The organism is Nonomuraea sp. NPDC004702 (assembly GCF_053601695.1).
Genome location: NZ_JBSGCE010000015.1, coordinates 141316 through 168092, shown reverse-complemented (window position 1 = coordinate 168092; position 26777 = coordinate 141316). Strand labels below are relative to the sequence as shown.

Below are 26777 nucleotides of genomic sequence, written 5' to 3'. Positions count from 1 at the left end.
ACCACCGACTAGATTGCATGGCAGCCATGCATGAGACGAATGCCTTCGACCTCCAAGCCCTCCGCCTCTTCGACGAGGTGGCCAGGAGCGGTTCCTTCACCGCCGCCGCCGAGCTGCTCGGCTACACCCAGTCCGCGGTCTCCCGGCGCATCGCCGCGCTGGAACGGGCCGGCGGCGGCCCCCTGTTCGAACGCCTGGCGCGCGGCGTGCGCCTGACCCCCGCCGGCACGGCCCTGCACCGGCACGCCGTCGCCGTGCTCGACCGGCTGGCCCGCGCCGGCGAGGAACTGGCCGCCATCCACGCCGGGCGCGGCGGCACGCTGCGCGTGGGCGCGTTCGCCACCGCCAACGTCGACCTCATGCCCTCCACGCTGAAGCGCTTCCTGGCCGCCCACCCCGGCGTCGAGCTGCGGATGACGGAGGCGCTGACCTCGCGGCTGATGGAACGCCTGCACGCCGGGGCGCTCGACGTGGCCGTGATCAGCGACTACCCGGCCGGACTGCCGGCCGATGACGCCCGGCTCGTCCGGCTCTGCCAGGACCGGCTGCTCGTCGCGCTGCCCGCCGGCCACCCGCTGGCCGCCGAGCCCGACGTGGACCTGCGCGACCTGGCCGAGGAGAGCTGGATCGAGGCCGCGCCGCGCGGGCAGCCGACGCCGCTGGTGGCCGCGTGCGCCGCCGCCGGGTTCACGCCGCGCGGCGGGCTGCGGGTGGCCGAATGGTCGGGCAAGTTCGGGTTCGTCGCCGCCGGGTTCGGCGTGACGCTGGTGCCCGAGCTGGCCGCGCGGGCGGTGCCGCCGAACCTGGTGCTCAAACCGCTGCGCGCGGCCACCCCCGTCCGCACGGTGTACGCGGCCCTTCCCGAGGTTCCCCTGCCCTCCGCGCTGCAACTGGTCGAGATGCTGGGACAATGGGAGATGTGTACGACGGTTTCGCCCACTTAAACGGTCATCTCGCCACCGGACTCCGCGACGTGACGACCGACCTCGCCGCCCTCGACGGCGAGGGCTGGTGGGCCGTCGTCGTCGACTACGAGGGCACGGCGACCTGCGCCCGCTTCGACCGCGTGCGCCCGTCCGCGCTGCCCTCGCCCAGGAGCCCTTGGCACGGTCCACATCCGGGCCAGTGGCATACCTCGCTCGACCGGGCCGCCTACGAACGCGGCGTGCGCGCGATCCGCGACCACATCGAGCGGGGCGAGGTCTACCAGGCCAACCTCTGCCGCGTCCTGTCCGCACCCGTCCCGCCCGGCGCCGACCCGCTGGCGCTGGCCGCGCGGCTGGCCGAGGGCAACCCGGCCCCGTACGCCGCCGTCGTCGACGTGCCCGGGCTGAGCGTGGTGTCGGCCTCGCCGGAGCTCTACCTGTCGCGCGAGGGCGACGTCGTGGAGTCCGGCCCCATCAAGGGCACCGGCGTCACCGCCGCCGACCTGCTGGAGAAGGACTACGCCGAGAACGTCATGATCGTCGACCTGGTCCGCAACGACCTGGGCCGAGTCGCGGCGGTCGGCTCGGTCGAGGTGCCCTCCCTGTGCGCGGTCGAGGAGCATCCGGGTCTCGTCCACCTCGTCTCCACCGTGCGGGCCAGGCTCGCGCCAGGAGCGGGCTGGCCGGAGCTGTTCGCCGCCACTTTCCCGCCCGGGTCTGTCACGGGCGCGCCCAAGTCGTCCGCTCTGCGCATCATCAATGAGCTCGAACCCGTCCCCCGGGGGCCCTACTGTGGTGCCGTGGGCTGGGTCGACGCCGACCGGGGCAGGGCGGCGCTGGCCGTGGGCATCAGAACATTCTGGATCTCAGCAGGCGAGATCCGCTTCGGCACCGGCGCGGGCATCACGTGGGGCAGCGACCCCGCGCGTGAATGGTCCGAGACCGAGCTGAAGGCGTCCAGGCTCATCTCACTGGCATCCTCAGGAGGAAACGCATGAACATCCCTGTCTGGGTCAACGGGGAACTGATCGACCCCGCGCAGGCCACCGTCTCCGTGTTCGACCACGGGCTCATGGTCGGCGACGGCGTCTTCGAGACGATCAAGATCGTCGACGGCGAGTCGTTCGCGCTCACCCGGCACCTCGACCGGCTCACCCTCTCGGCCCAGCGCATGGACCTGCCCGAGCCCGACGTCGAGGCCATCGCCGAAGGCGTCGGCAAGCTGCTGGCGGCCGCCCCCGCCTGGCCGCTCGGCCGCATCCGCATCACCTACACCAGCGGTCCTGGCCCGCTCGGCTCCGACCGGGGCAACCAGGGAACCACCTCGATCGTCATCGTCGACGAGCAGAAGCCGTTCCCCGAGACCGCCAACGTGGCCGTGGTCCCCTGGCCGCGCAACGAGCGCGGCGCGCTGTCCGGCGTCAAGAGCACCTCCTACGGCGACAACGCCAAGGCCCTGCTGCACGCCAAGAACCAGGGCGCCGGGGAGGCGATCTTCAGCAACCTCGCGGGCGACCTGTGCGAGGGCACCGGCTCCAACATCTTCATCGTGCGCGACGGCCGCCTGATCACCCCCACGCTCGCCTCCGGCTGCCTGGCCGGCGTCACCCGCGCGCTGGTGCTCGAATGGTGCGGCGGCGAGGAGACCGACGTCCCGCTGCAGGCCCTGTACGAGGCCGAGGAGGCGTTCCTCACCTCCACCACCCGCGACATCCAGCCGATCAGGCTGGTCGACCGGACCGAGCTGCCCACCGCGCCCGGCCCGATCACCGCCAAGGCCATGCGGATCTTCGCCGAGCGCGCCGCCGCCGACCTCAACCCCTGACCCGCCCTCGACAGGGCCCCGCCTCCGGGGCCCTGTCCCTTCATCCGTCAGTACGACTTCTGCGTCTGGACGTTGAACTCGTCCATCTTCACCTGCTTGGCCGGATCGGTGATCGGGTCGTCGATGCGCAGCACGTCCAGGCCCTCGCGCATGTCGCTGGAGTAGATGTAGCCGTTGTAGTAGTAGGCCGACCACGAGCCGGCGATGCCGCCCTCCGGGTACGGACGCCGCTCGAAGAAGCCGATCTCCTTCGGGTTGGCCGAGTCGGTGAAGTCCCAGATCGACACCCCGCCCTGGTACCAGGACTGCACCATGACGTCCCTGCCCTTCACCGGGATCAGCGAGCCGTTGTGGGCCACGCAGTTCTCGTCCGGCTCCTGGTTCCGCGGGATCTTGAAGTAGCCGCGGCGCTCCAGCTTGCCGTTCACCAGGTCGTACACGGCGTCGGCGCCCTTGGTGCGCGGCGTGCCGGCGTCGCAGGTGGCCTGGCTGCCGCCGCCCAGCTCGTCCCCGAAGACGACCTTCGTCGCGTCGTTGTTGAACGTCGCCGAATGCCAGATCTGGAAGTTCTCGGTGTCGCGGATCTGCTGGATCACCCGTGGGTTGACCGGGTCGGAGATGTCGAGCAGCACGCCGTCGCCGAAGCAGGCCGCCGCGGCGAGCTTCTTCTCCGGGTAGGCGGTGATGTCGTGGCAGCCCGCGAACATCTCGGTGTTCTGCTCCTGGGGGAAGATGTTCGGCTGCGCCACGACCTTGGCGGATTTGGGGTCGTCCAGCGGGATCTCCACGATCTGGATGTTCTGGTGCGGCGGCGAGCAGGTCCGCGAGTCCGGCTCGGGCCCGGGGGAGGAGACGTAGACGTAGAGCTTGTCGTCGGTGGGGACCATGGTGTGGGTGTGGGAGCCGCAGTCCGTCAGCACCGCGCCGACGTAGCGCGGGCGCTTCTTGTCGCTGATGTCGAACAGGCGCAGACCCTCCCAGTCGCGGGTCTCCTCGTTGGAGTCGCAGCCCGCGCTGCCGCGCGGCTCGTCGACCGAGAGGATCAGCAGGTCGCCGTGCACGCTGACGTCGTTCTGCTGCGCCGGGCAGGACACCTGGCTCACCGTCTTCGGCTTGGCCGGGTCGCTGATGTCGTAGATCGTGAAACCGGCGAAGTTCCCGACGAACGCGTAATCGCCCTGGAAGGCCAGGTCGGTGTTGAAGTTGTCGTCCCCGGCGAACGGGCCGGAGCGCGGGACGTTCGCCACGTGCTTGACGTTGGCGCTGGTCAGCACCTCGCCCGTGCCTGAGGCCGTGCCGGACGCCGTGCCGCTCTCCTTCGAGGAGGCGGGCCCCGGGTCGCCGGCCGACGGCGGTTCCGCCGCGCACGCCGAGGCCAGCAACAACGCCGCGCACAACACCGCTCCGCGCAACTTGGCGAAGATCAACACGCGTCCCCTTTATCTCTCGTGGCTCACTATGGAAGGTATGCCAGCACGTTGGTGGCCGCGTACGATCTCCATCACAGTTGTGATGACATTTGCGCTTTCGGCCTGTTCTCAGCCGCCTGCCCCGGACATCCCGGTCGTCGGGACGGACGCCCCCGTCCTGGTGCCCGCCGGCCCCGGTGCCCCGGCCAGGACGGCGACCCCCGGGGAACGCGTCGGCCCGAGCCCGGCCCCCACCCTCGCCGCCGACGTGCGCTTCGCCGAGGCGATGATCCCGCACCACCGGCAGGCGCTGGAGATGACCTCCCTGGTCGAGGCCCGTACGACCACCCCGGTCATCCGCGCGCTCGCCCGCTCGATCACCGCCGCCCAGACCCCCGAGATCAGGTCCATGACCGTCTGGCTAGCCGAACTGGGCCGCCCGGCCCCCGCCGGCCACGACCACGGCGCGGCGGCCGGCTACGGCATGGCCACCGAACAGCAGCTGAACGCCCTGCGAGGGGCCAAGGGGACCGCGTTCGACCAGCTGTTCCTGCGCCTGATGACCCGGCACCACCAGGGGGCGGTGAAGATGGCGGGGGAGGAGCTGGCCGGCGGCCGCGACTACCGCATGCGCCTGCTGGCCAGGGACGTCTACTCCGGCCAGAGCATCGAGATCGAACGCATGCGCCAGGCCGCGACCACGCTCCCGTCCCTCCCGTCCTGACGCCGCACATGCCGAGGCCCCGGCGTCGGGGTGGACGCCGGGGCCTCAGGTGCGACGGTTCAGGACGGCCAGAGCATGTTGGTGAGCTCGGCGTCCAGGTCCATGAAATCGGTCTCGCGCCCCGCGGGCACCTTCTCGTACGTCCGGTGGAGGAACTCCGTGAGGGGGGCCAGCGGCACTTCGAAGAGCGCCTGCCCGAACGGCGAGGTGAGGCTGATGTGCAGGGTGCGCTCGCCATCGGCGCGTGCGGGCCATACCTGCACGTCGCCGTCGCCGACCCGCCGCACGATGCCTACGGTCAGCAGTTCACGAGCAAAGATCCACTCGACCGGCTCGTCGTTCCCTACGTGGAAGGCCATGCGGATGGCATACGGATCGTCGGCTGTGTAGCTCAGTCCGGCGAGCAGGGGGACGGTAGTACGGTCGGGGACCACTAGCCGAAGGCCAAGCTCGGCGGAGACGGTGGTGCTGTTCATCGTCAGCCAAACCTTTTCGTCGTAGGTCCCCTCTTCGGGGCTTTCACTGCTCTGACGGACTTCGTCCTGAGCTATGACGCGGAACGAAGAAACCTGTAGGAAAGATTCCGCCTCAAGGGCCTTCTGTAACGCACATCACAGCTGGACATTTAGGCATCTACCTGGCTAAACGGCATCAATCGGGTCGTATTTGCGAGGGTTTTGCTGTTGTAGAGCCTGCCCCGACGGGCTCGACCAAGAACGTTTCTACCGAAAAGATCGCGATCGGTGTCTTCCGGGACACGTCGATGGTATGACACCGACCCACCACGCCGATGGGCAACCGCCGCCTTTCGCTCGAATCCCTCGCGCCAGGAGCTCCCGAAGATCGCCCCGCGACCGCTCCGTTTCGCCACCACCCCGAGAGTGCGGTATGGTTTTCCCCGTCAGCACCGCAAGGCGCCGACAGGGCGGGCGATTAGCTCAGCGGGAGAGCGCTTCGTTCACACCGAAGAGGTCACTGGTTCGATCCCAGTATCGCCCACTCGTAAGGTGCAGGTGGAGGGGTTTCGGAGATCATCCGAAGCCCCTTCTCTCATGTCTGGGGGTCGACGGGAGCCATCCCGTCGGCTTCTCACCGAAGATGATGTTCATCGTCCGGGCACCCTTGGTGATCATTGGCCGGAGCTGGTGGCGGTAGACCGCCTCGGTGACGCTGGTGCCCGCGTGTCCGACGAGATCCGCGATCGTCTCGATCGGTACGCCCTGATCGCTCATGATCGAGACGAACGAGTGACGTGGCGGGTGTGGTGCTGTCTGAGGGCTTGGGCCGCCGGCTTCGGCAGCTCCAGCGTGCGGCGTGACTTGCGGGTCTTGGTGTCTCCTCCTTCCCGGACGGTCCGCCAGACGTAGATGGCGAACTTCTTGTGCTTGAACCCTGCCTCGGTGACCGGTTGCCATGCTTGAGGCTCGGCATTCAGGTGACGACGTGATCCCACTGGAGTGCTCGGGCCTCTTCGGTGCGGATGCCCGTGGCAGTACGGCGTAGATCTCCGCAAGGTGGTGGTGGCCGGCTTGTCGGCGAGTTGGTCGAGCCACGCGTCCACGTGATCGGCACGTAGTTGCTTGAGGCTGGTCTTCCCTAGGTTCGGGATGACATGCGTCTCGGCGAGGATGCGGAGCTTGGTGCTCGTGCCCTCGCACGTAGACGCCGTCCTGCCGGCGGGGACGGTCGTCGTATCCGCCGAAGACCTTCGCCTCGCTGTCCGCCACTCCTCCCTGCCGTACGGCGACTCGACGCGGGCGCAGAAGGTGTTGGCCGCGAGGGACCGCTCCGTGCCGCGCTCGACGCTAGCCTGCCCCCAGAGGAGGAGACCGATGACGGACACTGGCGGTGTGCTGAGCGCCATCGACGCGTGCCTTGAGGGCATGCTCTACGACGACGCGATGAGACGGGCTCCAGACGAGCCAGACCCGACGCCGAAGCTGGACGGCGCAACGGTGTCTCTCACGTTCGTGGACGAGGTCACGAACTGGCCGAACCCGGAACCCGCACTTGCGGCGTTCTCCCAGTTCGCCGCCGAGCTGCAGCGCGCGGCCCGCTCGATCAGCGAAGGCGTCAGCCAGGTGCTGGCGCCCTCCTTCGACGCGTTGCAGGTCGCCTTCCACAAGCGCGCCCATGGCGAAGACGGCAAGCACCGTCGCCGCTTCTCGACCTGCAATCCGGCAGGCTTCCCAAAGAGCATGTCGATCAACCGCAACGAGTACCACCGGGGGCGTCGGTGACGTTCCTCCTCGACCTCGACGAGCCCTCCACCCGAGAGCACGTCACCCGGTGCGCGGCCTGCAAGCACACCCTCAAGACCCCTGAGTCCCGCGCTCTCGGCATCGGCCCTGACTGCGCTTCCAAGCTCGGGATCACACCTCGCAAGCCTCTACGCATCACTGGTGTCCCTACCGGGTGGGACGTGGAGGGACAGATCGATCTGCTGGAGGAACCCCATGAATGAGAAGCCCCTGCCGTTACCCACCTCTCTGCGGGTGGCCCGAACCCTCCTGTGTATCCAGCTGGTGTTGATGGCCCTGCCTCTCGTCATCATGCTCGTGGACTTCAAACAGCAGGCCATAGCCGGGGCACTGCTGATCCCCGTCCTGTTCGAGTTCATAGTCGGCGCGGCCATCGGCCTGGTCGTGGCCAAGATGAGGTCACGCCGGCCGTGGGTCCGGTGGACAGCGCTGGCAGTCGAGGCGCTGCTCACGGTCGGCCAGGCTTGGGGAGTGATCGCCGACCCGAGCGTGGCTGGCTTGGCCGGCCTCGCCCTCGCCTTGGGAGTGATCTCCTGTCTCCTGTCGCCGACTTCGACCGCCTGGTACAAGCAGATGGCTCCGGAAGGAACGACACCATGAGTGAACTCGGGAGCACTTCTGCAGTGGTCGGGTGAAGGCTGGTTGCTCTGCATCTCGGAGAGCCGTACGAGACCCCGGACGCTCGATGGCCGATCACGCGTCGCGCGGATGTGCTCCCGTGATCGCCCGCGCTTTGACATCGCTGATTCGCCTGATCAAGCCCGCCCTGCTGCCCATGTGAATCTCGCGCGGGCTGGGAATTTGAATCGACCGGAACCTTTGACTGCTCTGGCCCTCACTTCTTCGACACGTATGGTCTCTTCGCCGTCGAATGCGACGCCACCCTCTGGTCATGAGAGAAAGCTCATCATCATCTGAATGTCCAGATATGGCGTATGAGTCAGGTGTAGTCGGTCATAAGACGTTACTGCCACAAGACGCTTCTCCTGCGGACTCAAACGCCAGACCACCCAAAACGAGGTATATCGGTAAAAGCTAGGCGTTGATATGGTCTATCTCATCACGTGAGGCCGTGATTGGCTGTTGCATCCAAGGGGGCCAACCGGAGACCGTGCGGGACGAACTGCTGAGACCTGCGCTGACCTTCCAGAACTGAACTTGCCTTGGGGCCTGAATCAAGCAGGATGGATCGACGCGATGAGATCCTGGTTCGAGTCCTGTCGCGGGAGCTTGGATGAGCTCAGACCGGGACCCGGATTTCGGCTGGTACGCGCCATCGCGTCCGCTCTCATGCTGGCTGCTCCCACTGAGCGCCAGGCCTGCCCTTGACCTCCCAGCGGAAGGACTCCACCGGCCTCCCGGCCCGATACCACCGGAATCATGCATCAGTCACGCTGAGCGAAACCAACCCCAGACTTGTGAATCATCGAGATCAGTCGCTGTGATCACGGTGAGACCTTCCTCTGCGAAGATCACCGCCTCGGCCCGTGTCGGCGGAAGTACCGGGCCCATTGTGAGGAGAACATCACCTTATGGGGCGATGGACGACGGTTGCGGTCCTCACCTTCACTGGATCGACCCTCTGTGGCGTGCCTGCCTATGGCGCCGCCACGGCTGACGATCCGGTCGCGGCGATCCAGCGCCAGTTGGTCGATGGGCACGGCGTGCGGATCACCGAATACAGCACGTTCAACTCGGGCCCAGTCTTCGGGTGGGAGCGTTTCAAGCCCACTCAGGGTGTCGTCGGATTCGGTGCCGGCAAAGTGGTGGCGACGGATCTGTGGGATCACCAGTTGGGGGAGGCGGGCGTTCGCGATATCTGCATCGGCGATCGTGAATGGGAATACGACCCAAAAGAGAAGAGGCTGCCGGCCGGCAAGAAATGGGTCACTTTCAAGTGGCCATGCCGACTACGCCTGGAGACGGGATATCTACGTTTGGACAGGCCGGCTGTGCTCGCAGCCGTACTGGCGACCACGACGTCTACGAAGGCTTCGGGGATCTACGACGGCTCGCCCACGACCCTCCACGAGGGCTCGATCACGTTCCGGCAATTGTGGAAGGTCAGGCCGGATCTGCGCGGGGACACGCTGAAGGATGAGCACGGCGAGTGGGGAATCGACTGGCGGCTGTGGATTGGCGAAGACGGCCTCGTGCGGCGCGCATGGTCCAAGTGGCGGGAACCCGAAGGAGACAAATGGAAGGGCGCAACCAACGGGCAGGGGTGGTTCGGCTACATCCATGACGTCCGCTACTCGGACTGGGGGATGAAACTCACCATCAAGCCCCCACCCACCGCTCAGGTCATCGACAGCGACAAGGTGAAACGTTGAGTGTCCAGTAGTGCTTTGTTGGGTTCGTCGGTGGTCGTTCTTCGCGGCTTCCAGTGGGTGACGAACCGAGTGACACCCGAGTGCTATCGCCTGCTCACTAGCGCCTTGTCGAGCCAGGCATCCATGTGATCGGCGCGTAGCTGCTTGAGCTTCTCTGGGGTCGGGATGACGTGCGTCTCCGGAAGGATCGGTTCCGAGGAGCCCGTCCGCCGCCGCCCGCAGCTTCGTGTCCAGCCTGACGTCCTTCGCGGCGTTCTGCGTGACTGTTCGGGACGAGTGGCGCCAGTGATCATGGAGGAGGCGTCCGTCTGGTGGGGCGTCCAGGCGGACGAACCGGGCCCACGCGCTCGCGCCGGCGCAGAGGTGGAGCCCAGCCTCGGTGATCCGCCGTGGCATGGGGTGCTGCGGCTGGTCAGGATGGGGTGGTGGGCCGCGCCGGCACGCCATGCCCGCAGCACACCTTCGAGGATCGGGCGCGGTTCGTTCGTGGGTGTCATTCCTGAGGACGATCTCCAGCGAGCTCTACCCTCCTGGGTTGAGTCGGAGGTCCTCCGCACGTCAGAGGCGGCGGGCGTGCGCGGTTGGCAGCGTGAAGGGGGTGAAACGTGCATTCATCATCACCGCCCTGGTTGTCGCGCTGGCCGGCTGCGGATCGACCCCGCCGCAGCGTCTGACGGTCCCGAAGCCGGCGGGGCCGCATCCCGTCGGGACCGTCTCGGTCCACCTGGTGGATCAGTCCCGTCCGGATCCCTGGAACGGCTCCGGCAGGAGGCGGGAGCTGATGGTCAGCCTGTGGTACCCGGCCCGGGACGTGCAGGCCCACCCGGTCGCCCCCTGGATGCCGAGGGCGGCGGCGGACCGGTACCTGAAGATGAACGACCTGGAGCCGGGCTCGGTGCTGCTGGACAGGACCGACGGCCACGAGGGCGCGCCCGCCGACACGAGCCTGGGGGAGCTGCCGGTCGTCCTGTACTCGCCGGGCGCCAACGCCTCGCGCGCGTACGGGACCGGCGTCGTCGAGGAGCTGGCCAGCCGGGGATACGCGGTGGTCACCGTCGATCACCCCTATGACGCGGCGGTGGTGGAGTTCCCCGGCGGCCGGGTGGAGACGGGGGTCGAGGTGACCGATTTCGCCAAGGCGGTCGATGTCCGGGTGGCCGACGTGCGTTTCGTCCTGGACAGCCTGCCTGCCCTGGAGGAGAAGGTGCCCGGCCGTGCCGGGAAGCCGATCTTCGACCTCGCGCGGATCGGGATGTTCGGGCATTCGCTCGGCGGCGCGGCCACCTCCTCCGCCATGTACGCCGACCCGCGGATCAAGTCCGGGCTCGGCCTGGACGGCGCCGTCTTCGGCAAGGTGGCGAAGTCCGGCCTCGACCGGCCGTACATGGTCGTCGACACCGACGGGAAGGGCGGCATGGCCACCAATCCGACACTGCGTGCCTTCTGGGACGGGTTGCGGGGATGGCGGCTCAACGTGACGCTCAAGGGGGCGGCGCACAACTCCTTCGGCGACGACGTCCTGCTCATCCCCATGTCGGCCGGGCCGCTGGGGCTGGGGAAGGAGCAGCTGGAGGAGGTCGTCGGGACGATCCCGGCCGAGCGGGCGCTGGCCTTCCAGCGCGCCTACCCGCTGGCCTTCTTCGAGCAGACGCTGCGCGGCCGTCCGCAGGCGTTGCTGCGAGGCCCGTCAGCCGCCTTCCCCGAGGTCTCCTACCGCCGCTGACGGCGCCCGCCCGCCGGCCGTGACCACGCCGCCCTCGTAGGCGGCGATGACGAGCTGCGCCCGGTCGTGCGCGGCGAGCTTGGCCAGCAGGCTGCGGACATGGGTCTTGACCGTCGCCTCCCCGATGCCGAGCCGCTCGGCGATCCGCGGGTTGGTCAGCCCCCTGGCCACCAGCACCAGCACCTCGCGCTCCCGTCCGGAGACCTGGGCCAGCCCCGCCGCCAGCCCGGCCGGGATCGCGGCGGGCTCGCGCCGGGCGAACTCCGCGATCAGCCGCGTGGTGACCGACGGGGCCAGCAGCGCCTGCCCCTCCCCGACGATGCGCAGCGCCTCCAGCAGGTCGCCGGGGCCGGTGTCCTTGAGCAGGAATCCGCTGGCTCCGGCGCGCAACGCCCCGTAGACGTACTCGTCGAGATCGAACGTGGTCAGCATCAGCACCCGTGTCCCGGCGGTCGCCGGGTCGGCCCGGATCAGCTCGGTGGCCCTGATCCCGTCGAGGCCGGGCATGCGGACGTCCATGAGCACCAGGTCGGGCCGCAGGTCGCGGGCCAGTTCCACGGCCTGCTGCCCGGTGCCGGCCTCGCCGGCGGTGGTCAGGCCGGGGGCGGTGTCGATCAGCCTGCGCAGGCCCGCGCGCAGCAACGCCTGGTCGTCGGCGATCAGTACCGTGAACGTGCTCACCTGTCGTCCTCCCCGGACCCGGACCCGCTCGGCAAGGGCAGTCGCGCGCGGACGGCGAAGCCGCCGCCGGGCTCCGGCCCGGCCGAGAACGTCCCGCCGTGCAGGATCACCCGCTCTTCCAGCCCGGCCAGCCCGTGTCCTCCCGTACGCGGCGCACCCCCGCGACCGTCGTCGACGATCTCGACCACCACTTCCACCACTTCGCGCCGCGCCCGGGTGACGACGGTCACCCGGCACCGGGCCGGGCCGGCGTGTCTGAGCACGTTGGTCAGCGACTCCTGCACGAGGCGATGGACGACCAGGGCCGCCTCGCCGCCGAGCGCGAGGCCGGGCTGGACGTCGAGCTCCACCCGCACGTGACCGTCCGGGATCGCCGCGACCAGCTCGCGCAGCGTCTCCACCATGCGCGGCGCGCCGTCGTCCCGATCGTCCGGGATGTCGCGGAGCAGGCCCAGAAGGCCGCGCAAGTCCGTGAGCGCCTTCCGGCTGGTCTCCTCGATGATCGACAACGCCTCCCCGGCCTCCTCGGGGTGCGTGGCGGCAACGTGGTTGGCGATGCCGGCCCGCATGGAGATCAGGCCCATGCTGTGGGCGACGACGTCGTGCACCTCACGAGCCACCCGCAGCCGTTCCGCCGTCGCCGCGGCCTGCGCCGACCGTGCGACGGCCTGCGCGGCGTACGCGCGCTGCTCCCGTACGGCGAGCCCGATGGTCCAGGCCAGGCCGAGCAGCAGCCAGGCGAAACCGCACGCCGAGGCCGCCTCCGTCCAGGAGGGGGTGCCGATCGCGGCGCCGGCGGCGGTCACCGCCAGCGCGGACACCAGCGCCGTCACCGCCGTCCGGCGCGCCTGCAGCAGCGCCACCGCGTGCAGGGCCACGGCCAAGGGCACGAACGCCTCCTGCCACCCGGCGAACGGCGCCATCACCGCCGACACCAGGACCGCCGCGCACACCGGCACGGGCCACCGGCGCCGCACCGCCGTCGGCAGGCAGGCCAGCGCGATCACCGGCACGGCCACGAAGGGCGGCACCCCGGCGGACTCGGGCACCAGCACCGCCGGCACCGAGAACCCGGCGGCCAGGGCGACGGCCGCGAACACGTCGACGGCGACCCAATGTCCCGGCCGCAGCCTGCGCGCGATCAAGGGACGCCGTTCCGCCATGCGCCCACCCTAGACGGGCCGGCCACGGCGGCGTGCGCGATGTGGATCATGAAGCAGGCGCGGGCCCTTGTGCCGCTGCGCGATCTAAAGTGCGGGCATGTCGTACGTGCTCCACGGTGTCGTCGGTGAGTTCGACCGTCTCCGCTCCCTTTCGGGCGAAGTGCCGCAGGCTGTGGTGGCGCCTCTCGGGCAACGCCTGGGGCTGCTGCCGGTGACCGACGAGATCTTCGGCGAGCCGACCGGCGCGCGGCAGGAGAGCGGGCCGTTCACGCTCATGTCCCCGGGGCTCGCCGGAAGGCTGAAGGACTGGTCCCGCGGCGGCCAGGTCGCCTACGTGGAAGCGGACTTCTGGGGTGGCCGCGGCAGCCAGGCCGCCGTCCTGTGGGAGAACGGCTGTCGCAGCTGGGGGCCCGAGCACGCCTCGATCCAGGCCGGCCCGCCGCGCGACGACTGGCCGATCAACGCCGTGCTCGCGCGCCTCGGAGCGGTCAGAGCAGGTGCGGCGGACCTGTTCGACGCGGTCGGCCTCGGGCGGGAACGCGACCTGGAAGGGTGGCGCCGGGCGGCCCTGGATGCCCTGGACGCCCCCGGTTTCGACGCGTGGGAGGCCGCATGCCGCGCCAGGGAGGAGGCCGACGCCCGCGCCGCCGCCGAACGTGACAGGTACGCCAGGCGTGACGACGTCCCCGTCGTGCTCGACGGCAGGACGGTGATGCGAATGCTCGGCCTCCCGCCCTCCCCGATGGTGGGGGCCGCGATCCGGCATCTGCAGGAGGTTCACCTGGAACGCGGTCCCCTCACCCGCGACGAGGCCGCCACCGAGCTTCGCCGCTGGGCCCGGAGCTTCCGGAGCACCCGATGATGAACGCTGCGCCCGGCGGCACTGACGTGCCGGTGGCTTCCGCCCGAGCGCCAGGCCGAGACGGCCGCCGAGCGCCAGGCCGAGACGGCCGCCTGAGCGCCAGGTCGAAACGGCCGCCCGCGGCGATTTGGCCCATCCAAAAGACCGGGAATTGGCTCTAGGTTGACGCTGATGTCGCCCGCCTAAGATCCACGATCATGAATTCTCTTCCGATGCGTCTCATCGCCGCGGGCGCCTTCGTGGCGATGGCCGCGGCGGCCACACCCGCGTACGCCGCCGCGCCCGCCGGCGACGCCGTGGTGAACGGCTCGCTGGACAACGGGGTCAAGGGCTGGTGGGCGTCCAAGAACACGCCGATCAAGGTGACGGGCGGGCGCCTGTGCGCCGAGGTGCCCGCGGGGGGTGACAACGTGTGGGCCGCGATGGTGGGGCAGAGCGGCATCGAGGTCCGGGGCGGCCAGACCTACCAGTTGAGCTTCGAGGCGACCGCCACGAAGACGACGAGGATCAGGTCGCTGGTCCAGGGCGGCGGCACGAAGCCCGCCGCGATCGTGGACGGCTACCCCGAGGTCGGCACCAGCTCCAGGAAGTTCACCTACGCGGCCACGGCCAAGGTGTCGGACTCGGAGGCTCAGGTGTTGTTCCAGGTGGGCGGCGCGGACGCGCCGTACACGTTGTGCCTGGACAATGTCTCTCTCGTGCCCGTGCACCAGAGCGTCGTCAACGGCTCGCTGGACAACGGGGTCAAGGGCTGGTGGGCGTCCAAGAACACGCCGATCGAGGTGACGGGCGGACGGCTGTGCGCCGAGGTGCCCGCGGGCGGTGACAACGTGTGGGCCTCGATGATCGGGCAGAGCGGCATCGCCGTGGAGGCCGGGAAGGCGTACCGGCTGAGCTTCAAGGCGTCGGCGACGCGGCCGGTGAAGATCAGGTCGGTGGTCCAGGACAGCGGCTCGAAGCCCGCCGCGATCGTGGACGGCTACCCCGAGGTGGGCACCGGGTCCAGGACCTACTCCTACCAGAACACCGCCAAGACCTCGGACCAGGAGGCCCAGGTGTTGTTCCAGGTGGGCGGTGCGGACGCGCCGTACACGCTGTGCCTGGACGACATCCTGCTCACCGACTAGAACGCCGGGCGCAGCGGTCCGGCCGTCCTGGCGCGAGCCCGGCGGACCGCTGCGCCGGTGGGGCCGCCGGTCACCGAGGTTCGTCCGGCGCGCCGGTGACCGGCACGCCGCCCTGCGCCGCCGCGCGTGCCCGCTGCTTCTTCTCGCGGATGACCGCGTGGGCGTCGGCGACGGGGCCGAGGTGCCGGAGCTTGTCGGGGTTGACGATCGAGCGGATGCTCTGGATGCGTCCGTCCAGGATGTCGAGCGTCCAGATGCTGACGATCCGGCCGTCGCGGTCGCGGATGATCGCGCCCGGCTGGCCGTTCACCTCGTGCGCCTCCAGCGCCGCGCCGATCCGGGCGAACGGCGCGACGGCGGCGGACAGCACCCGCGCCACCTTCGCGAGGCCGAGGACGGGCAGCGTGCTGCCGATCTTGCCGCCGCCGTCGTTGACCAGCCGGACGTCGGCGGCCAGCAGTTCCCGCAGCCCTTCGACGTCCCCCTCCCTGAGCGCGCCGAAGAACCGCCCGGCAAGCCGGTCCTGGGACCGGCGATCGGCCTGGAAGCGGGGGCGGCCCGCGTCCATGTGGCGGCGCGCCTGCACCGCGAGCTGGCGGCAGGCCGCCTCCGACCGCTCCACGGCGGAGGCGATCTCCCGGTGGCTGAAGGCGAACACCTCGCGCAGCACGAAGACCGCGCGCTCCAGCGGGCTCAGCCGCTCCAGCAGGATCAGCGCCGCCATCGACACCGAGTCGGCCAGCTCCGCCGACCGCTCCGGGTCCTGGTAGGGGTCGGTCAGCAGCGGTTCGGGGAACCACGGCCCGACGTAGGCCTCGCGCCGGACGCGGGCCGAGCGCAGCACGTCGATCGAGATCCGGGTCACCGTCGCCGACAGGAAGGCCTTGGGGGAGTCGGGCTGGGATGCGGAGCCCTCGTAACGCAGCCAGGTCTCCTGGACGGCGTCCTCGGCTTCGCTCACGCTGCCCAGGATCCGGTAGGCGATCGCGAACAGCAACGGCCGTAGCTCCTGGAACTCCTCGGTGCGGGTCACGCCGACCATTGGTACCACCATGGCTGGACAAAGGCGACAAAGTGTCGCAGGTCACACTCGCCCGAGCTCACATCCGTGCGGGGCTGTCTCGTCCAGGGGGTGTAACAGCTGAAAGGAGCACAGCATGCAGAAGGTCTGGTTCGTCACCGGCTCGTCCCGCGGCCTGGGCCGCAACTTCGTGGCGGCCGCCCTGTCCCGCGGTGACCGGGTCGCCGCCACCGCCCGGAGCACCGCGAGCCTGAAGGAGCTGGTCGACGTCCACGGCGACGCGGTGCTCCCGCTGGAGATGGACGTGACCGACAGGGCCGCGGTCTTCGAGAGCGTGCGGCGGGCGAAGGAGCACTTCGGCCGGCTCGACGTCATCGTGAACAACGCCGGTTACGCCCAGGTCGGCGCGGTCGAGGAGCTGACCGAGCAGGAACTGCGCGACCAGCTGGAGACCAACCTGTTCGGCGCGGTGTGGGTGGTCCAGGCCGCGCTGCCGTACCTGCGCGAGCAGCGCTCGGGGCACATCATCCAGCTGTCCTCGGCCGCCGGGGTCATCGCCATGCCGCTCGGCGGCGCCTACCACGCCTCCAAGTGGGCCCTGGAGGGCCTGAACGAGGCGCTCGCCGGCGAGGTCGCCGAGTTCGGCGTCAAGGTGACCATCGTCGAGCCCGGCGGCTTCGCCACCCGGAACGGCAACAACCCCGACCCGCTCGCCAACGGCCACATGGCCACGACCGACCCGGCCTACGACGGTCTCCGCGAGCGCCTCGGTGCGATGGCGGGGAAGATGCCCGCGGGAGACCCGGCCGCCGCGGCGCAGGCGCTCCTGAAGCTCGTCGACTCCGCCAACCCGCCAATGCGGGTGCTGTTCGGCAAGGGCTTCCACCCGCTGATCCAGCAGGCCTACGCCGACCGGCTCCAGACCTGGGCCGACTGGCAGGACCTGTCGATCGAGGCGCACGGCCCGCTCCGAGCCGGCTGACCGGCCTGCTCGGCCCTGGCCCCTGACACAAGCATCGGTCCTGGCCCCTGACAAAAGTAAGGGTCCGAGCCTGTCTTTCGGGCATGTGGGGGGTGGTGGCGTCATTTCTACAGTTCTGGGCATGATCAGAACTCGCCGTAACCCCGCCCCCCTCCTCCTCGCCCTGACCCTGGCCCTCCCGGCGGCGGCCGCGGCGGCGGCGCCCGCCGCTGCCGCCACCGCCGCCTCCACCGGGGGCACCTCCGACGTGCGCGTCGCGATCCCGCACCCCACCGGCCAGTACGAAGTCGGCCGCGACACCCTGCATCTCGTCGACGCCGGCCGCCGCGACCCGTGGATGCCGGAAGCCGCACGCGAGCTGATGGTCTCGGTGTACTTCCCGGCGCGCACCGGCGGGAGCGCCGCGCCGTACATGACCGTCGACGAGGCCCGGCTGCTCCTCAAGGGGCAGCGGCTCGACGCCGTCTTCAAGCCCGGGCAACTCGCCGGCGTCAGCACCAACGCGCACCTGAACGCCCGCCCCGTCGGCGGCCGGCACCCCTTGGTGGTGCTCTCCCCGGGGTTCACCCTCAACCGGGCCACCCTGACCACGCTCGCCGAGGACCTCGCCTCCAAGGGGTACGTCGTCGCCCTCGTCGATCACGCCTACGAGTCGTTCGGCACCACCTTCCCCGGCGGCCGTACCCTGACCTGTGTCGCGTGCGAGACGGTGGAGAGCGCCCCCTCCGACGAGGCGGAGAAGGAGCTGATGGCCAAGGCCGCGGTCAACCGCGCGGCCGACCTGTCCTTCGTGATCGACCGGCTGACCCGTCCCGCACGGTCCGCGCCCGCCTGGCGGCACTGGCAGATGATCGACCCGCGCCGGATCGGCGCCGCGGGCCACTCGCTCGGCGGCAACGCCGCGGCCAGTGTCATGGCCGCCGACCGGCGGGTCCGCGCCGGGGTGAACCTGGACGGCTCGTTCTTCGCCCCGGTCGCGGTCTCCGGCCTCGGCGGGCGGCCGTTCCTCATGCTCGGCACCAAGGTCCAGCACTCACCCGGCGCCGCCGACACCACCTGGACCCGGGACTGGCCCCGCCTGGACGGCTGGAAGCGCTGGCTCACCGTGGCCGACTCCGGCCACTTCACCTTCATCGACCTGCCCATCCTGGGCGCCCAGGTGGGGATCGTCGACCCGGCCGCGCCCCTGTCGGGCAAGCGGTCAGGCGAGATCACCACGTCGTACGTCGGCGCCTTCTTCGGCCGGCACCTCCGCGGCGAGCAGCAGCCCCTGCTGGACGGCCCGTCCGCCGCCAACCCGGAAGTGGCCTTCCAGAACCCCTGAGGCCGGGCCGGCCGCCTGTGCTCGCCGGCGCGCCCTGTCCGCGGGGCTGCCGAACGGGCTTCCGCCCCCGGCCTCCAGGTGGTCGCGCAGACTCGTCATGTAGTGCCGCCAGCTGCGGCTGCACATGCCGAAGCACTCCAGGTCCCGGCTCAGGCCCCGGTGGTGGAAGACGAGCTCGGACGTGTCGCCGTCGACCGGGGTGACGGTGAAGGTGGGCCTCGTGCCGATCCAGTCGGGCAGGAAGGGGCAGTCGACGACGGTCCAGCGCACCGACGTCGGCCGGGTCGCCTCCTCGACGTGGATCACGAGGGGCTCGGGGGCGTTCATGAGGAACCGGAGCTCGCCGCCGGTCGTGCCGGACCCGGTCGCCGGGTTCCACCATGCCGCGAGCCCCGTGACGGTGGTGAGCGCGTCGAAGAGGGCGTCGGGAGAGGCTTTCACCCGCATGGTCGTCCGGTAGTCCGCAGTGCTGGTCATGGCCGGGTCCTTTCAGTGGTCGGAGGCCGATGCCGCGGCGGCGATCGGTTCGAGCTCCGCGGCCAGCTCGTCGAGCTCGTCCGGGCTGAGCACGTCGTACGCCGGCGCGGCCAGTTCGTCGGTGAGCGCCTCGATCCGCTGCTTGGTCTCGCGGCCGGCGTCGGTGAACCCGCCGGCGGCGTCCACGAGGCCGCGGTCGCGCAGCCCGTCGACCACGGCGGTCAGCCGGGCCTTGGGCAGGTGGTGGATCCGGCCGAACTCCTCCGCCCGCATCCCGAGGGAGACGGCCATGAGGACGTGGGCCTCGGTGCCGCCGATGCCGTGGGCGACAAGGGCGGCGTTGTGGCCGTCCCCGCGGTGCTCCCGCAGCAGCGTCGCCGCGTGCCAGAGCCTGGCGACCGGCTCCTCGGGCACGTCGAGCGCCCGCAGCCCGGCGTACAGGGGCCGGCCCTCGGCCGGCGCGCTGAGCCCGGCCCGGGTGGCGAGGTCGGCGGCCCGCGCCAGACCGGGCGAGCCGGCGAGCTCCCCGATCAGCTGCCGCAGGGCGGCGGTGCTGCCCTGTTCGCGCACGGCGATCGCCTCCTGCGGGGTGATCTTCCCCCACACCCAGGGGATGTGGCGGGCCACCTCGCCGTCGGCGAAGTTGTAGAAGACCGCGTGGACCACCTCGGCCGGTGCCAGGCCCAGCGGGGCGGCGCGGCCGGCGAAGTAGCCGTCCCAGTAGTTGCGCATGCCGACGGCCAGGAACGCCTCGTTGGCCACCTCGGAGAAGGTGGCGGTGGCGATCGGCTCGATGAGCTCGAACATGCGGTGGATCCTGGCCTGCGAGTGGTGCTGCATCGGTCGGCGTCTCCCTCGGTCGTGCTGGTCGTGACAGCCCCTCGTGGCGACTGTTCACCCTGGCTACGAACGACGCGGCCCGGATCCGACAACTCCGGCCGATAATTTTCCGCCATGATTGTGATCTACGTTGTAAAGGCGACGGCTCTGGGGCGGGTTTCCTGATGGGAGGATTCAATGTAGGTTAGCCTAACCTAACTAAGGAGCTCTGTGGTGGTTGATCCTTTTCGTGCCTTCGACGTCCGGGTTCGGGGCCTGCGGCGGCTGAGCCCGTCGTTCCTCCGCGTCACCTTCACCGGGGATGACCTGCACGAGTTCGCGGACAACGGGTACGACCAGCGCGTCAAGCTGGTCCTGCCGACCCCCGGCGCGGGCGTCACGCGCTTCCCGCGCGGAGCCGACTGGTTCAAGCAGTGGTACGCCCAGGGCGACGAGCGCAACCCGCTGCGCACCTACACCGTCCGCGCGGTCCGCCCCGAGGCGGCCGAGGTCGACATCGACGTCGTCCTGCACGACGACTGCGCCGGGCCCGCCGGGCCGGCCGCCCGCTGGATCGCCGCCTGCGAGCCTGGCTCGACGGCGGCGATCTTCGGCCCGAACGGCCTCTACGACGGCTTCCACGGCGGCCTGGAGTTCCGGCCGCCCGCCGGCTTCGGCACCGTGCTGCTCGCCGGTGACGAGACCGCCGTCCCGGCGATCGTCGGCATCCTGGAGCGGCTGCCCGCCCATGTCACCGGCGAGGCCCTGCTGGAGGTGCCGCACGAGGAGGACTTCCTCCCGGTCGTCGGCGCGCCGGGCGTGCGGGTCACCTGGCTCGCCCGCGGCGACGCTCCCTGGGGCGCCCGCCTGGAGCCCGCCGTCGCGGAGGCCGCCGCCAGGCTCCTTCCGGCGGGCGCGGCAGGCGCCGAGCCGGAGGAGATCGACGTCGACGCCGAGATCCTCTGGGAGATCCCCGAGACCGGCGACGGCCCCTGCTACGCGTGGCTGGCCGGCGAGGCGGCCGTGATCAAGCGGCTGCGCCGGCACCTGGTCTCCGAGCGCGGCATGGACCGCAGGACCGTGGCCTTCATGGGCTACTGGCGTCAGGGCCGCTCCGAGGACGCGTGAGCCCGCCATGACGACCGCCCCCCTGCCCCCGGACCGCTCCGGCCCGGACCGCTCCGGCCCCGCGCTCACCGGCCCCGCGCTCACCGGCACTGACCTGTGTCTCGGCTACGCGGGTCGTCCCGTCGTGGACGGCGCCTGCATCAGCCTGGTCACCGGCGCCGTCACCGCCCTGGTCGGCCCGAACGGCAGCGGCAAGTCCACCCTGCTGCGCGCCCTGGCCCGGCTGCACCGCCCCGACTCCGGCGAGGTCCGGCTGGCCGGCGGCGCCGACGCCCTGGCCCTGTCCGCCCGCGACTTCGCCCGCCGGGTGACGCTGCTGGCGCAGAGCCGTCCCACCCCGACCGGCGTGCGCGTCAAGGACGTGGTCGGCTACGGCCGTCATCCCCACCGCGGCCGCTGGCGCGCGGGCGACCCCGGCGGCGAGGCGGCGATCGAGCACGCCATGGAGCTGACCGGCGTGCGCGCCATGGCCGGACGCGCCGTCGACGAGCTGTCCGGCGGCGAGATGCAGCGCGTGTGGCTGGCCACCTGCCTGGCCCAGGACGCCGGCGTTCTCCTGCTCGACGAGCCCACCACCTTCCTCGACCTGCGCTACCAGGTCGAGCTGCTCGAACTCGTGCGCGACCTGGCCGACCGGCACGGTGTGGCCGTCGGCGTCGTCCTGCACGACCTCAACCAGGCCGCCGAGATCGCCGACCGGGTCGTGCTGCTCCAGGGCGGCCGGGTCCGCGCGGACGGCGCGCCGCCTGAGGTGCTCACCGAGGACCTGCTCACCGAGGCCTACGGCATCCGCGTCGAGGCCACGATCGACCCGCTCACCGGACTGGTCCGCACCAGGCCGCTGGGCCGCCACCTGGCGATGAAAGGCTGAAAGATCCCCATGCGTTCCCTCCCGGCGGTCATGGCCGCCATGTTGCTGCTGACCGCCTGCGGCACGACGGAGCCCCCCGCCGCCCCCGCGGCCCGGGAGCCGTCGGCGGGCGCCGCGGCCCCGATCAGCGTGACCGACGCCCGCGGCAAGCGAGTCACCCTCGACAGGCCCGCGACCCGCGTCGTCGGCCTGGAATGGGGGGAGGTCGAGATGCTGGTCGCACTCGGGGTCCAGCCGGTCGGCGCGGCCGACGTCAAGGGCTACGGCACCTGGGTCACCGCGGCCCCGCTCGACGACTCCGTCAAGGACGTCGGCACCCGCCAGGAGCCCAGCGTCGACTCCATCGCCGCCCTCCAGCCCGACCTCGTCGTCATGGAGTCCGACGACGCCGGCCTCGTCGGCCAGCTGGAGAAGATCGCCCCGGTCATCGTCGCCAAGGGCAGCGACGCCGCCGCGAACCTCACCCGCATGCGCGACGACCTCACCCTGCTCGCCACCGCCGTCGGCAGGACGGAGCAGGCGACCAAGGTGATGGCCGACTTCGACGCCGCCATGGCCGACGGCAGGGCCAGGATCGCCGCCTCCGGCTCGGCCGGGCAGAAGTTCATGATGGCCGACGGCTGGAAGGACGGCAGCAAGATCTCCATCCGCCCGTTCGGCAAGGGCGCCCTGGTCTCCGACGTCGCCGAGCGGCTCGGCCTCACCAACGCCTGGACCGGCCAGGTCGACGCGCAGTGGGGCCTCGGCAGCACCGACGTCGAGGGCATGACCGCGGTCAAGGACGAGAACCTGCGCTTCTTCTACAACGCCTCCGACGGCGTGGACGTCTTCGCCGGCCTGGCGGGCAACTCCCTGTGGAGGTCGCTGAGCTTCGTCAAGCGGAACCAGATCACCAAACTGCCCGACGGCATCTGGACCTTCGGCGGCCCCCTGTCGTGCCGGCAGTACGCCGACGCCCTGGTGAAGGCCTACGCCGGGTGATCACCGCAGTCGAGGCCCCCGCGACGCCGCTGCGCAGGCTCGGCGTCGCGGGGGCCTTCCTCGTGACCCTGGCCGTCATCGCGGCCCTCGCCGCGCTGCACCTGACGCAGGGCACCTCCGACACCGACCTGTTCGCCCTCGACGAGCAGGCGATGAACGTGCTGGTCGCCTCCCGGCTGCCGCGGCTGCTGGCGGCGGTCAGCGTCGGCGTCGCGCTCGGCGCGGCGGGCGCGCTGCTGCAGTCGGTCGCGCGCAACCCGCTGGCCTCGCCCGACACCCTCGCCGTCAGCAACGGCGCGTACCTGGCGGTCGTGCTGGCCGCCACCTTCGGGCTGAGCCTGCCGGCCTTCCTGTCCGGCGGCCTGTCCTTCCTCGGCGGCCTGGCCGCGGCCGCTCTGGTGCTCGCCCTGTCGGCGGGCGGCAGGACCGGCACCACCCGGCTGATCCTGGCCGGCTCCGCGACCGCGCTGGCCCTGCAGTCGGCGACCACCCTGCTCATGATCCTCTTCCAGGAGGAGAACACCGGCCTGTTCGCCTGGGGCAGCGGCTCGCTCGTGCAGAGCGACCTCGGTGGCGTCACCCAGATGGCCCCGGTGATCGTGGTGGCGGTCGGGGCGGCCGTCGCCCTCGGCTCCCGCCTCGACATCCTCGGCCTGGGCGACGACACCGCCTCGGTGCTGGGCGTGGACGTCCGGCGGTTGCGGCTGACCGTCGTCGTGCTGGCCGTCCTGCTCTCGGCCGCCGCGGTCACCGTGGCCGGGCCCGTCGGCTTCGTGGGGCTGTGCGCGCCGGTCGCCGTCCGCCTGCTGGCCCGGCGGCTGCCCGAGCTGGGCCGGCATCGTGTCCTGGTGCCGCTCTCGGCGCTGGCCGGCGTGGTCGTCCTGCTCGCCGCCGACGTCGCGCTGCGGTTCGTGCTCGGCGCGCGGGCCGGGGTGGACGTGCCGCCTGGCGTGGTGACCGCGATGCTGGGCGCGGGCGTGCTCATGTGGCTGGCCCGCCGGCACCGCGACGCCGGTCCGGCCCGGCGGCCGCCGACCGTCCGCGCCGCCGACCCCGGCCGCGCCGCCTTCGCGGTGATCCTGCTGTCCGGTACGGCGCTGCTGGTCCTCGCCGTCGTGCTGGGCCTGCTCGGCGGCGACACCTGGTTGCTGCTCGGCGACGTCGCCAACTGGCTGCGGGGCAGGACCGGCAGGGCGCTGACGTACGTGCTCGACCAGCGCTGGCCGCGCGTCGCGGCGGCGGTCCTGGCCGGTGCGGCGCTCGCCGTCTCCGGCGCGGCCTTCCAGGCCGTCTCCCGCAACCCGCTGGCCGAGCCGGGCGTGCTCGGCGTCACCGCGGGCGCCGGCGCGGCGGCCGTCGCGACGCTCACGCTCGTGCCCATGGCCGGGATCGCCGTGGTGTCCGGCGCGGCCGGGGCCGGCGCGCTCGCCGCCTTCGCCCTGGTCCATCTGCTGGCCTGGCGCGGCGGGCTCAGCTCCGACCGGCTCGTGCTCATGGGCGTCGGCGCGCACGCGCTGTTCAACGCGGTCACCGTGCTGATCATCGTCAAGTCCGACCCGTGGAACACCGCCAAGGCGCTCACCTGGCTCTCCGGCTCCACCTACGGGCGGGTTCCGGCCCAGCTCCTGCCGGTCGCCGTGGCGCTCGCGCTCTTCCTCCCGCTCGCTCTGTGGCTGCGGCGCGACCTCGACCTGCTCGCGCTCGACGAGGACACGCCCCGGGTGCTCGGGGTGCCGCTGGAACCCGTGCGGCTGCTCGCGCTGGGCGGCGCCGTGCTCGTCACCTCCACCGCGGTCTCGGCCGTCGGCGTGGTGGGGTTCGTCGGGCTCGTCGCCCCGCACGCCGCCCGCGCGCTGGTCGGTGGCAGGCATGTGCGGCTCCTGCCCGCGGCGGCGGTGCTGGGGGCGGTGCTGGTCTGCCTGGCCGACACGCTGGGCCGTACCGTGATCGCGCCCGCCCAGGTGCCGGCCGGGCTGGTCACCTCGCTGCTCGGCACGCCGTACTTCGTGTGGCTGCTCTGGCGCTCGCGCGCCGGGGGCCGGGCCGCCGCACAGTGAGGTTCCCGGGCGTGCGGGTTCACGCCCACTCGGCGCCGAGCAGCCGTTCCAGCTCGGCCTGCGTCCGGTCGGGGTCGTAGCCGGGGACGGCCTCGCGCATGAGGTCGTGGGTGCGCCGCCGGACGTCGGCGGCGGCCGCCCGTACCGCCGCCAGCGTCTCCTCGGCCAGGTCCTGGCCGCCCAGCCGCAGGGCGCGCTGGTCGTAGCGGACGTCGAGGACGCGTCCGTCGGCGTCGACGGTCACCCGCACGTGGCCCGACGGCCCCTCGCCGGTGCCGATGACGGCCCGCAAGTCCTCCTGCGCCGACTCCAGCCAGGCCAGCATGCGCTCGCCCCGGCGGGCGGCCTCGTCCAGCTCGCGTTCGCTGATGTTGGCGGGGTCGATCTCCGGCCCGAACACGCTTCGCCTCCTAGTAAAGGTCGTTGATCGCCTGTTCGACCCGCGCGCGCACGAAGGTCTCGTCCAAAGGCGCGGGCACGGCGGCGGTGGCGTCCCGCACCCCGTCGGCGATCTCCCGCGCCTGCCGCGCGGCGTCGTCCTGCGCGGCCCGCAGCACCTCGGCGGTCTTCCTGCCGAGCGCGGCCTCGTCCAGGCGCAGTGCCCGCGGGTCGATGCGCAGGCGGGTGGGGACGCCGTTGCCGTCGGCGGACGCCTCGACCAGCCCGTCGTCGCTCTCCGCGCGGCCCTCCACCCGGCCGATGGACGCCCGCGCGTCGTGCAGCGCCCGGATGGCGCGGCGGCTCTGGGCGACGTACTCGTGCAGGTACTCGGCGTCGTCCTCAGGAGCTGGTGAACGCATGTCGAACCCCCGACAGTCAGTCACGTGAACGTTCAGTGTAGAGGTAAACCTCTGTGCCGGAATTGACTGGATATGCTTTCTGGGCATGACGGGAATTGAGATCGCCGCGGGGGCGGTGGGTCGTGACGGCGCGTACGTCACCGGCCATGGGGCGAACTACGACGCCGCGGTCACGCGGCTGCGGCAGCGGGGGAGCGGCGCCCGGACGTTCGGCGGCGAGGGGTTGTTCGCCACCATCATCGCCACCTACAACGAGTGCCTGCAGACCTCGCTCGACGCGCTGACGGGGATCGGCGGGCAGATCGCCGAGACCGGCGAGGGGCTGCGCATGGTGGCGAGGAACACCCGCGCGGCGGAGAGCGCCACCGTCGAGAGCTTCGAGAGCCCCGCATGGCGGTGACACTCGACCCGCACGTGGCGGGCTTCCTCAACCTCATCGGTTTCCCCTGGCCGAACGACAACGAGGACGAGTGGCGTCTTGAGGCCGACGACTGGCGGGTCGTCCTGGCCGCGTCGTCGGCCCAGGGCGCCGCGGCCGACGAGTCGGTCCGCAACGCGGCGCAGTCCTACCAGGGCGACTCGGCCACGCACCTGGCGAGCCACTGGAACCAGGTCGGCGACGGCGGCGGCCACATCTCCCAGGCCGCCTCGGCGGCGAAGGTCGCCCCGGCCGTCCTCGACGGCACCGCGAACGTGGTCAGCGCGGTCAAGCTGGCCGTGGGCACGCAGGCCGCGTACGGACTGACCGCCGCCACCCAGGCGCTGCTGTTCGGCGGCGCCGCGGGCGGCATGATCGCCCTCGCCCGCATGCAGATGACCCGCCACGCCGTGGGCAAGGTGGCGCTCGAAGGCGCCGAGGGCACCGCCAGGGGCCTGGCCCCGGTGCTGAGCGGCCGGGTGACCGAGACCATGCGCCGCATCATGAAGGAGATGGAGAAGCGGCCGCACGCCCGCGACGGCATGCTCCAGATGGGGCGCAGGCGCGGCGGGGGCGGCGGCGGCAAGGGCGGGAAGGGCGGCGGCGGCTACGACCCGAACGCCTCGGCGAGCTTCGACAACGCCGCGCAGCGGATGCACGGCAGGTTGCCCAACAGCAACGACGTCAGCAAGATGACACCGGAGCAGGCGAAGCAGATGGCGGCCAAGGTCGAGGACAGCATCCTCACGCGGAGGATGAACGAGGCCCGGCTCGGCACGGACCCCGGGCACGCCGCCCGGCTGAGGCAGGAGCAGCAGCTCCTGAATGACCTTCGCCGCAAGGCCAACGAGGGGAAATAGCACCA

28 protein-coding genes, 1 tRNA gene and 1 pseudogene are annotated in these 26777 nt (G+C 71.2%); 20 read left to right on the top strand and 10 right to left on the bottom strand.

What is annotated here, in order from left to right; translation table 11 throughout:
• Nucleotides 1-26: 26 nt before the first annotated feature.
• Genes ACWEJ6_RS20765 through ACWEJ6_RS20755 form a run of 3 tightly spaced genes read left to right on the top strand, consistent with a single transcriptional unit; the run spans nt 27 to nt 2751 of the window.
• Nucleotides 27-944 carry a LysR family transcriptional regulator gene (locus ACWEJ6_RS20765; RefSeq protein ID WP_452425415.1) on the top strand — a complete coding sequence of 306 codons (918 nt, stop codon included), beginning with the start codon at nt 27-29 and terminating at the stop codon, nt 942-944.
• The gene (locus ACWEJ6_RS20760; protein ID WP_452425413.1) at nt 911-1924 is read left to right on the top strand and encodes a chorismate-binding protein; all 1014 of its coding nucleotides are present in this window, start codon (nt 911-913) and stop codon (nt 1922-1924) included. The genes ACWEJ6_RS20765 and ACWEJ6_RS20760 overlap by 34 nt, the downstream gene beginning before the upstream one ends.
• Entirely contained in the window at nt 1921-2751 is an 831-nt protein-coding gene (locus ACWEJ6_RS20755; protein WP_452425411.1) for an aminotransferase class IV, read from the top strand. Before ACWEJ6_RS20760 ends, ACWEJ6_RS20755 begins: the two co-directional genes overlap by 4 nt.
• Before the next feature lie 47 nt (nt 2752-2798).
• On the opposite strand, the gene ACWEJ6_RS20750 is transcribed toward ACWEJ6_RS20755, so the two are convergent.
• Nucleotides 2799-4181: an LVIVD repeat-containing protein gene (locus ACWEJ6_RS20750; RefSeq protein ID WP_452425409.1), complete on the bottom strand. Its 1383-nt coding sequence runs from the start codon at nt 4179-4181 to the stop codon at nt 2799-2801.
• Between the two features lie 82 nt (nt 4182-4263).
• Here ACWEJ6_RS20750 and ACWEJ6_RS20745 point away from each other — a divergent pair, with 82 nt between their 5' ends.
• Complete coding sequence (locus ACWEJ6_RS20745; RefSeq protein WP_452425407.1) at nt 4264-4884, top strand: DUF305 domain-containing protein; 621 nt, start codon at nt 4264-4266, stop codon at nt 4882-4884.
• A 59-nt stretch (nt 4885-4943) separates the two neighbouring features.
• Here the strand turns inward: ACWEJ6_RS20745 and ACWEJ6_RS20740 are convergent, their stop codons facing one another.
• Nucleotides 4944-5360: an SsgA family sporulation/cell division regulator gene (locus tag ACWEJ6_RS20740; protein ID WP_020547189.1), complete on the bottom strand. Its 417-nt coding sequence runs from the start codon at nt 5358-5360 to the stop codon at nt 4944-4946.
• Nucleotides 5361-5811: 451 nt separating this feature from the next.
• Here ACWEJ6_RS20740 and ACWEJ6_RS20735 point away from each other — a divergent pair.
• Nucleotides 5812-5883, top strand: a tRNA-Val gene (locus tag ACWEJ6_RS20735).
• 32 nt (nt 5884-5915) lie between these two features.
• Here the strand turns inward: ACWEJ6_RS20735 and ACWEJ6_RS20730 are convergent.
• Complete coding sequence (locus ACWEJ6_RS20730; protein ID WP_452425405.1) at nt 5916-6299, bottom strand: tyrosine-type recombinase/integrase; 384 nt, start codon at nt 6297-6299, stop codon at nt 5916-5918.
• Between the two features lie 417 nt (nt 6300-6716).
• Between ACWEJ6_RS20730 and ACWEJ6_RS20725 the strand changes: the two genes are divergently transcribed.
• From ACWEJ6_RS20725 to ACWEJ6_RS20705, 5 genes are all read left to right on the top strand, one after another.
• Nucleotides 6717-7124, top strand: a complete 408-nt coding sequence (locus tag ACWEJ6_RS20725) for a hypothetical protein (RefSeq protein WP_452425404.1) — start codon at nt 6717-6719, stop codon at nt 7122-7124.
• On the top strand, nt 7121-7348 hold the full coding sequence (locus ACWEJ6_RS20720) for a DUF6011 domain-containing protein (protein ID WP_452425402.1): 228 nt from the start codon (nt 7121-7123) through the stop codon (nt 7346-7348). The genes ACWEJ6_RS20725 and ACWEJ6_RS20720 overlap by 4 nt, the downstream gene beginning before the upstream one ends.
• The gene (locus tag ACWEJ6_RS20715; protein WP_452425401.1) at nt 7341-7745 is read left to right on the top strand and encodes a hypothetical protein; all 405 of its coding nucleotides are present in this window, start codon (nt 7341-7343) and stop codon (nt 7743-7745) included. The genes ACWEJ6_RS20720 and ACWEJ6_RS20715 overlap by 8 nt, the downstream gene beginning before the upstream one ends.
• Before the next feature lie 989 nt (nt 7746-8734).
• Nucleotides 8735-9478 carry a hypothetical protein gene (locus ACWEJ6_RS20710; RefSeq protein WP_452425399.1) on the top strand — a complete coding sequence of 248 codons (744 nt, stop codon included), beginning with the start codon at nt 8735-8737 and terminating at the stop codon, nt 9476-9478.
• A 598-nt stretch (nt 9479-10076) separates the two neighbouring features.
• Nucleotides 10077-11201, top strand: a complete 1125-nt coding sequence (locus ACWEJ6_RS20705; protein WP_452425397.1) for an alpha/beta hydrolase family protein — start codon at nt 10077-10079, stop codon at nt 11199-11201.
• Here the strand turns inward: ACWEJ6_RS20705 and ACWEJ6_RS20700 are convergent.
• Both ACWEJ6_RS20700 and ACWEJ6_RS20695 read right to left on the bottom strand, forming a co-directional pair.
• Nucleotides 11166-11882, bottom strand: coding sequence for a response regulator (locus ACWEJ6_RS20700; RefSeq protein WP_452425395.1), 717 nt, complete (start codon nt 11880-11882; stop codon nt 11166-11168). The genes ACWEJ6_RS20705 and ACWEJ6_RS20700 overlap by 36 nt on opposite strands.
• Nucleotides 11879-13045 (bottom strand): sensor histidine kinase, encoded by a 1167-nt coding sequence (locus tag ACWEJ6_RS20695; RefSeq protein WP_452425393.1) that lies wholly within the window; start codon nt 13043-13045, stop codon nt 11879-11881. The genes ACWEJ6_RS20700 and ACWEJ6_RS20695 overlap by 4 nt, the downstream gene beginning before the upstream one ends.
• A gap of 97 nt (nt 13046-13142) precedes the next feature.
• On the opposite strand from ACWEJ6_RS20695, the gene ACWEJ6_RS20690 reads away from it, so the two are divergent.
• A complete protein-coding gene (locus ACWEJ6_RS20690; RefSeq protein ID WP_452425391.1) occupies nt 13143-13907 on the top strand; it encodes a hypothetical protein in 765 nt (254 codons plus the stop codon).
• A gap of 197 nt (nt 13908-14104) precedes the next feature.
• Entirely contained in the window at nt 14105-15034 is a 930-nt protein-coding gene (locus tag ACWEJ6_RS20685; protein WP_452425390.1) for a carbohydrate binding domain-containing protein, read from the top strand.
• A 70-nt stretch (nt 15035-15104) separates the two neighbouring features.
• On the opposite strand, the gene ACWEJ6_RS20680 is transcribed toward ACWEJ6_RS20685, so the two are convergent.
• Nucleotides 15105-16067 carry an RNA polymerase sigma-70 factor gene (locus ACWEJ6_RS20680; RefSeq protein ID WP_452425449.1) on the bottom strand — a complete coding sequence of 321 codons (963 nt, stop codon included), beginning with the start codon at nt 16065-16067 and terminating at the stop codon, nt 15105-15107.
• Nucleotides 16068-16191: 124 nt separating this feature from the next.
• Here ACWEJ6_RS20680 and ACWEJ6_RS20675 point away from each other — a divergent pair, with 124 nt between their 5' ends.
• Both ACWEJ6_RS20675 and ACWEJ6_RS20670 read left to right on the top strand, forming a co-directional pair.
• Complete coding sequence (locus ACWEJ6_RS20675; RefSeq protein WP_452425388.1) at nt 16192-17037, top strand: SDR family NAD(P)-dependent oxidoreductase; 846 nt, start codon at nt 16192-16194, stop codon at nt 17035-17037.
• 121 nt (nt 17038-17158) lie between these two features.
• A complete protein-coding gene (locus ACWEJ6_RS20670) occupies nt 17159-18361 on the top strand; it encodes an alpha/beta hydrolase family protein (protein WP_452425386.1) in 1203 nt (400 codons plus the stop codon).
• A gap of 84 nt (nt 18362-18445) precedes the next feature.
• Here ACWEJ6_RS20670 and ACWEJ6_RS20665 read toward each other — a convergent pair.
• Nucleotides 18446-18808, bottom strand: a pseudogene (locus ACWEJ6_RS20665) (SRPBCC family protein); the annotation flags it as partial.
• A gap of 42 nt (nt 18809-18850) precedes the next feature.
• Nucleotides 18851-19678 carry a MarR family winged helix-turn-helix transcriptional regulator gene (locus tag ACWEJ6_RS20660; protein WP_452425384.1) on the bottom strand — a complete coding sequence of 276 codons (828 nt, stop codon included), beginning with the start codon at nt 19676-19678 and terminating at the stop codon, nt 18851-18853.
• Between the two features lie 213 nt (nt 19679-19891).
• Here ACWEJ6_RS20660 and ACWEJ6_RS20655 point away from each other — a divergent pair, with 213 nt between their 5' ends.
• From ACWEJ6_RS20655 to ACWEJ6_RS20640, 4 genes are read left to right on the top strand one after another with little or no spacing between them, the layout of a single operon-like run.
• On the top strand, nt 19892-20785 hold the full coding sequence (locus ACWEJ6_RS20655; protein ID WP_452425382.1) for a siderophore-interacting protein: 894 nt from the start codon (nt 19892-19894) through the stop codon (nt 20783-20785).
• 7 nt (nt 20786-20792) lie between these two features.
• Nucleotides 20793-21656: an ABC transporter ATP-binding protein gene (locus ACWEJ6_RS20650; RefSeq protein WP_452425380.1), complete on the top strand. Its 864-nt coding sequence runs from the start codon at nt 20793-20795 to the stop codon at nt 21654-21656.
• A 9-nt stretch (nt 21657-21665) separates the two neighbouring features.
• Entirely contained in the window at nt 21666-22637 is a 972-nt protein-coding gene (locus ACWEJ6_RS20645) for an ABC transporter substrate-binding protein (protein ID WP_452425378.1), read from the top strand.
• On the top strand, nt 22634-24694 hold the full coding sequence (locus ACWEJ6_RS20640) for an iron ABC transporter permease (protein WP_452425376.1): 2061 nt from the start codon (nt 22634-22636) through the stop codon (nt 24692-24694). The genes ACWEJ6_RS20645 and ACWEJ6_RS20640 overlap by 4 nt, the downstream gene beginning before the upstream one ends.
• A 19-nt stretch (nt 24695-24713) precedes the next feature.
• On the opposite strand, the gene ACWEJ6_RS20635 is transcribed toward ACWEJ6_RS20640, so the two are convergent.
• Nucleotides 24714-25094, bottom strand: a complete 381-nt coding sequence (locus tag ACWEJ6_RS20635; RefSeq protein WP_452425374.1) for a YbaB/EbfC family nucleoid-associated protein — start codon at nt 25092-25094, stop codon at nt 24714-24716.
• Between the two features lie 10 nt (nt 25095-25104).
• Nucleotides 25105-25518, bottom strand: coding sequence for a YbaB/EbfC family nucleoid-associated protein (locus ACWEJ6_RS20630; RefSeq protein WP_452425372.1), 414 nt, complete (start codon nt 25516-25518; stop codon nt 25105-25107).
• A gap of 61 nt (nt 25519-25579) precedes the next feature.
• Between ACWEJ6_RS20630 and ACWEJ6_RS20625 the strand changes: the two genes are divergently transcribed.
• On the top strand, nt 25580-25894 hold the full coding sequence (locus tag ACWEJ6_RS20625) for a hypothetical protein (protein WP_452425370.1): 315 nt from the start codon (nt 25580-25582) through the stop codon (nt 25892-25894).
• Complete coding sequence (locus ACWEJ6_RS20620; protein ID WP_452425368.1) at nt 25885-26772, top strand: WXG100-like domain-containing protein; 888 nt, start codon at nt 25885-25887, stop codon at nt 26770-26772. Before ACWEJ6_RS20625 ends, ACWEJ6_RS20620 begins: the two co-directional genes overlap by 10 nt.
• Nucleotides 26773-26777 lie beyond the last annotated feature (5 nt).